The organism is Microcoleus sp. BR0-C5, from assembly GCF_036705045.1.
In the GTDB taxonomy this organism is placed as follows: domain Bacteria; phylum Cyanobacteriota; class Cyanobacteriia; order Cyanobacteriales; family Microcoleaceae; genus Microcoleus.
Window position 1 is genome coordinate 1 of the sequence record NZ_JAUBTR010000146.1, and the last position, 5745, is coordinate 5745.

Below are 5745 nucleotides of genomic sequence, written 5' to 3' on the forward strand. Positions count from 1 at the left end.
CTAAGTATTTTTACTCACTCATGCCAGGGCGGGGTATGATACACTATGTAGTGCTTTTGAAGTGCGGAATGTGGGATTGAGCGCCCCTGTTAGGAGCAATAGAGATCCCGCAAACCTGGTTTCATTCAGAAACCGGGTTTTTTCTTCACATAGTCCAAGATACTAAACTATCCAACACATTAATGCGTTAGTTTTTAAGAACAGGAATTCCGAGTGAAGCTCGATCGCACACCGTCCCAGCACTTTAAATTAATGTCAAGATAAAAGCAGTACCTGCAATACCGGTCAGTCCTAACAATAGAAGGAGGAGAACGTAGTGACATCAATTCTCGTTGTCGAAGATTCGTGGTTGACTCGCAGGGTAATCTGCAAAATCCTGCGAGCAGAAGGATACGAGACTTGGGAAGCATCCAGCGGCCCAGAAGCTCTAGAACTGCTCGGCACTAAAACCCCAAACTGTATGCTCTTAGACCTGCTGATGCCAGAAATGGAAGGTCGGGAAGTCCTGCAAGCCATGCGCGATAGAGGATATAAAATTCCAGTGATCGTAATTACCGCAGACATCCAAGCAAGCACCCGATCCGAGTGCATGGAACTCGGAGCCCTGGCAGTCATTCACAAAATGCCCAACTCAGATGAACTGATCGGGTGGATCAAAAAAGCTCTCAGTGTCAGCGAGGAGAGCACCCAATGAAATTAAGCACTCGACAGCTCGATGCTTTGCAGGAACTCGTCAACATCGGGATCGGTCAAGCCGCAGGGGTTTTGAACGACATGATCGACTCCCCGATTCGCTTGCAAATCCCCTACCTTCAAATCCTGACTCCCCTCGACCTGGAAGAAGAGTTAGAGCAGCACCTCAACGGCGAGCAAATCGCTGCCGTCCAGCTCAAATTCACAGGCTCCTTTGGAGGCATTGCCCAGCTAGTCTTTCCCACCAACAGCGCTGCCCTGCTGGTGACGATGCTCACAGGAGAAGAAGGAACTCACGATCTCGATTCAGTCAAAATTGGTACGCTGAGTGAAGTGGGAAATATTGTAATTAATGGGGTCATGGGTGCAATCAGCAACGTACTTCAGCAGCGCCTGAACTACTCAATTCCCACTTATAGCGAAGGGACGATTGCTAATTTGCTGATATCTGGCGGTTTAGCTACTGATACAGTTGTTTTATTAGCCCAGACCAGTTTCATGATTGAAAGGCTTCACATTGAAGGAGATATCATTCTTATTTTCAATGTTAATTCCTTTGACACCTTGTTGACTGCTATCAATCAACTTGCCGGGGGTCTATGATTGAGGAGAGCAAAAGTATTAAGGAAAAGTTTGGGGTTCTCGACAGCGTACCAGTCGGTGCCTGCTTGCTGCAAGATGATTTTGTGGTGCTGTTTTGGAACACTTGTCTGGAAGAGTGGACTAAAATTCCCCGCAGCCAAATATTGGGGACAAAGATCACAACCCATTTTCCTCACCTGAGTCAGTTAAAGTACGCCACTCGCTTCAAGCAAATCTTTGCAGGAGGCCCGCCAACAATTTTTTCTTCTCAAATTCACAAACACCTGATTCCGGCAACTTGGCAAGACGGCCAGCAGCGAATTCAGCAAACTACTGTGACTGCTGTGCCGGCTCAAGAGGCTGGTATAGAAGAACAGGAGATTAGAGACTGGGTTCTCCATACTCTTGAGTTGGAATCAGACGGTACTGTCGGAGTCGGATCATCAAGAAGTGCTTTTTTGTCTAGCGAATCTCCACCCTCAGCTTCGTCATCAATATGGCCGGGGGTCAATGCCCCATCGTTCTACGCGCTGTTGGTGATTCAAGACGTGACTGACCTCACCCACCGCATCCAAGCTTACCGCACAATGCGGGATCAAGCTTTGGAAGAAGTGCAAGTGCGCCAGCGGGTGGAGGAAGAATTGCGATCAAGCCAGCATTTCATCCAGCAAATTGCTGACGCGGCGCCTTATTTACTCTACATCTACGATTTGACCGAACAGCGCAACGTCTACGTCAACGGTCAAGCTTCTAAATTGCTGGGCTACACTCCCCAAGAAATTTTACAGATGCAAACTGCTTTGTACTCGAGTTTGGTGTACCCAGAAGATTTGCCGAGGCTCAAAGCCCACCAGAAAAAATTTCCCTCGACTCAAGACGGGCATATTTTGGAGTTGGAATATCGGCTCAAACATCGATCGGGCCAATGGCGGTGGTTTCGCTGCCGCGACCAAGTTTTCGCCCGCACAGCCGACGGCTGCCCCAAACAAATTTTCGGCACTGCTCAAGATATCACCGAGTATAAGCGGGCAGAAGAGGCGCTGCGGCAGCAAAACGAACGAGAACTGCTGATGGCGACGATTACTCAGCACATCCGCCAGTCTCTTGATTTGGGCGAAGTCCTCCGCACGACAGTGACAGAAGTGCGCCAGTTCCTTCAGGCCGATCGAGTGATGATCGTGCGCTTTAACCCCTGTACCGGCAGTCTCTGCGCCGGCCAGGCGACGGGGGCGGTGACAGTGGAATCTGTAGCTCCCAACTGCCAGCCGATGTTGGGGGAAACCCTGGAAAATTTCTGTTTTGACGAGTTCTATCTCGAAGCGTACCAACATCGAGCGATCCGACCGATCGCCGATGTTTTGGCAGCGGATTTGCCACAATATCAAATTGACTTGCTCGCACAATTCGCGGTGAGAGCTTATTTGGTTGTGCCTTTAGTGCAAGGAGAGGAGTTGTGGGGGCTGCTGATGGCCCACCAGTGCAGTCCCCGGCAGTGGATGCCGTTGGAAGTAGAGTTGCTGTCTTCTCTGGCCACCCAGTTGGCGATCGCCATCAAGCAAGCAGAACTCTACCAGCAGTTGCAAGCAGCCAACCTCAAGTTAGAGCGCTTGGCTACTTCGGACGCACTCACCCAGCTAGCAAACCGCCGACGGTTCGATCAGTATTTAGAAATAGAGTGGCGCAGACAAGCCAGGGAACAAACGCCCATGTCCTTAATTTTGTGCGATATTGATTCTTTTAAAAGTTACAACGATACTTACGGGCATCAAGGCGGAGACGAATGTTTGCGACAAGTCGCCGGGGCGATCGCCAATGCAGTCAATCGCCCCGCCGATTTAGTAGCTCGCTACGGAGGTGAAGAATTTGCCGTTATTTTGCCAAATACCTCGATTCAAGGCGCAGTGCTCGTAGCCCAACACATACAGCTCAAAATCGCAGCTTTGCAGATTCCGCACGCTGGTTCTCAGGTGAGCGAGTACGTCACTCTCAGCCTGGGCGTAGCGAGTATTGTTCCTGGATCTGAATCGGGAGCCGAAATTCTGATTGCCGCAGCCGACCAAGCCCTGTATCAAGCTAAACGACTTGGGCGCGATCGTATCCAACTTTACCAGCCCGATCCTGCTGCTGGCAAGCCGAATGGCACAGGCACTTCGATACTTCCTGTAGATTTTTCTATACCCAATACTAATTTACCCTCACCGACTAGCGCTTGACGAATTGCAATATTTGTTGATTCCGAGTAGTTATACCACTCCACAAAAAAATGCCACTGTAAGCCCGTGAGCCAAACCCTGATATCCCTCTTCTGTCACTCTGCGGATTAAAGAAGTAAGAAATAAGCCAGCTCATATATAAAAATAAAAGGGTTGGAATTGATTTATTGGATCAATTTAATCGTTGAACCCAATCAATAAATTAGGATTTAGAAATATTTGTAATCAAGGATAAATCAACCCAAATATAAGGATGGGTTGGATAAGCTATTGTGCAGTTAAACAGTGATACAATAATTACCCTTGTTTGTAATTTCCTGGGGGGTAACAACCAGCCTGAAACCCAGAGTTGGTGAGGATTGAGCCAATGTATGCTAAAAAAAGATAGGCAGCATAATTGTTACACGCTTGCCTATCCAAAAAATAATGATACCAACATTTTACCAGACTCATTTAAAAAAACAACTGACGAAAGCTCAGTTTCTTGTAATGACAATTTTGCTATCTGTGATGCAATCAGAAAAACAAGTGAGATTAGGACGACTGGCACGGGTATTTCCTTATCCAATTACAACAGAAAGTCGGCGTAGAAAAATACAAAGTTTTCTGGATTTACCAAACTTAACTATCTCATTAATTTGGTTCCCCTTGATTACTTATTGGTTGACTACTTATTGCCCCATTGGTACTCATTTATCAATCGCAATTGACCGCAGTCAATGGGGGCGGATTAATCTTTTTATGGTTAGCCTAATCTGGCAAAAAAGAGCAATTCCATTATACTGGTCATTATTGCCAAAATTAGGAAACAGTAACTTGGAGGAGCAAACAACAAATTTACAGCAAGTTTGACCCTTATTTTCAGACGGGTAAAGTCATCGTTTTAGGAGACCGTGAATTTTGTTCTGTTGATTGAGGAAACTGGCTTAAATCAAAGGGTGTGTCCTTTTGCTTAAGACTTAAAAAGAATCATTGTATCGAAATGGAACATTGGATTTGGCAACGGTTAGATGAACTAGGAATAGTACCAGGAATCTCTTTGTATGTCCAAGGAAAAAGAGTGAGAAAAACACGGGCCTCTAACCGGATTTGAGCTTGCTTGTAAATGGAAAAGGAATTATGGGAAATATCAAGTTAAAGAAGCTTGGTTTATTCTCACGGATTTGGGTTCATTGCCAGCAGCAATCAATGCTTATAAGCAGCGGATGGGCATTGAAGAAATGTTCCGAGACTGTAAAAAAGGAGGCTACGATCTTGAAGGAACTAGCCGGCTCTTCTGGGTTTGCGGTGGAAACTGTATAATTTAGGAACTTTATGCTAGAGGCTAAGCTCATGGATTTCCATCTTGACGGATTACTCAATTTGCCAGACATTACGATTGAAAGATGTATTAAAAATGATAAAAAAACAATTTTAAAAGTGGGTTTTTGGACGGATTATGCTACTTGTTCTCACTGTCAAAAGTCCACAGATGAACTCCATCAGATTCGTCCAATCTTGATTCGAGATTTACCGATTTCAGGTCAGTTAATCGAATTGGAAATTCCTCGTCGCCAATACTACTGTAAAAATTGTCAAAAATATTTCACAGAGCAACTGTGTTTTGTTGATGAAGGTCGGCGCTATACTCAACGATATGAGGATTATATTTATCACCGTGTTCAGGTGACAACAGTGGAACAGGTAAAACGAGAGGAAGAATTAAGTTGGGATCAGATTCAAGGAATTTTTAATCATAAGCGTTCACAAGTAAAAAAGCCTCATGGGGAGCGGTTAAACGTCTGAGTATCGATGAAATTAGTATGAGAAAAGGGCATCAAGATTTTGTGACTGTAGTTTCCGATATTGACCAAAGTCAATTGATTGAAGTGATCGACAGTCATGAACAGCAAGGTATCATGGAAGTCCTTCTTCAGCAACCGATTGAGGTTCGCTCTTCAGGTGTTAGAAGTGAGTGTAGATATGTGGGGTGGTTTTCCCAAAGTAATCCAAGAAGTTTTTCCGAATGCGATTGTGGTGTATGACCGATTTCATGTGATGAAATATGTGAATGAGGAATTAAATAAAATCCGAATACAAAGCAATATTAAAGGAAAAGGTAGCAGATTTATTGTCCTGAGAAATGGTGTAGATTTAAAAGAAGAGGAACGGGTTAAATTGGCTACAGTTTTAAGTCAATCGGCACTGGTCGGCTAAACCGTGATGAACTTAAAGCCTCTCGATGATAGAAGTTCAAGCATCGTAACAGGTCTCTCAA

General features: G+C 45.2%; 6 protein-coding genes. All 6 read left to right on the forward strand.

Annotated features, from left to right (window positions below; genetic code table 11):
- Positions 1–316: 316 nt before the first annotated feature.
- Complete coding sequence (locus QUB08_RS31160) at positions 317–694, forward strand: response regulator (protein WP_333164983.1); 378 nt, start codon at positions 317–319, stop codon at positions 692–694.
- The gene (locus QUB08_RS31165; protein ID WP_333230085.1) at positions 691–1296 is read left to right on the forward strand and encodes a chemotaxis protein CheC; all 606 of its coding nucleotides are present in this window, start codon (positions 691–693) and stop codon (positions 1294–1296) included. Before QUB08_RS31160 ends, QUB08_RS31165 begins: the two co-directional genes overlap by 4 nt.
- The gene (locus QUB08_RS31170; protein WP_333230087.1) at positions 1293–3488 is read left to right on the forward strand and encodes a diguanylate cyclase domain-containing protein; all 2196 of its coding nucleotides are present in this window, start codon (positions 1293–1295) and stop codon (positions 3486–3488) included. The genes QUB08_RS31165 and QUB08_RS31170 overlap by 4 nt, the downstream gene beginning before the upstream one ends.
- Positions 3489–3914: 426 nt before the next feature.
- Positions 3915–4340 (forward strand): hypothetical protein, encoded by a 426-nt coding sequence (locus QUB08_RS31175; protein ID WP_333230089.1) that lies wholly within the window; start codon positions 3915–3917, stop codon positions 4338–4340.
- A 462-nt stretch (positions 4341–4802) separates the two neighbouring features.
- Positions 4803–5273, forward strand: coding sequence for a transposase family protein (locus QUB08_RS31180; RefSeq protein WP_333230091.1), 471 nt, complete (start codon positions 4803–4805; stop codon positions 5271–5273).
- 96 nt (positions 5274–5369) lie between these two features.
- The gene (locus QUB08_RS31185; protein WP_333230093.1) at positions 5370–5684 is read left to right on the forward strand and encodes a transposase; all 315 of its coding nucleotides are present in this window, start codon (positions 5370–5372) and stop codon (positions 5682–5684) included.
- The last annotated feature ends 61 nt before the right edge of the window (positions 5685–5745 follow it).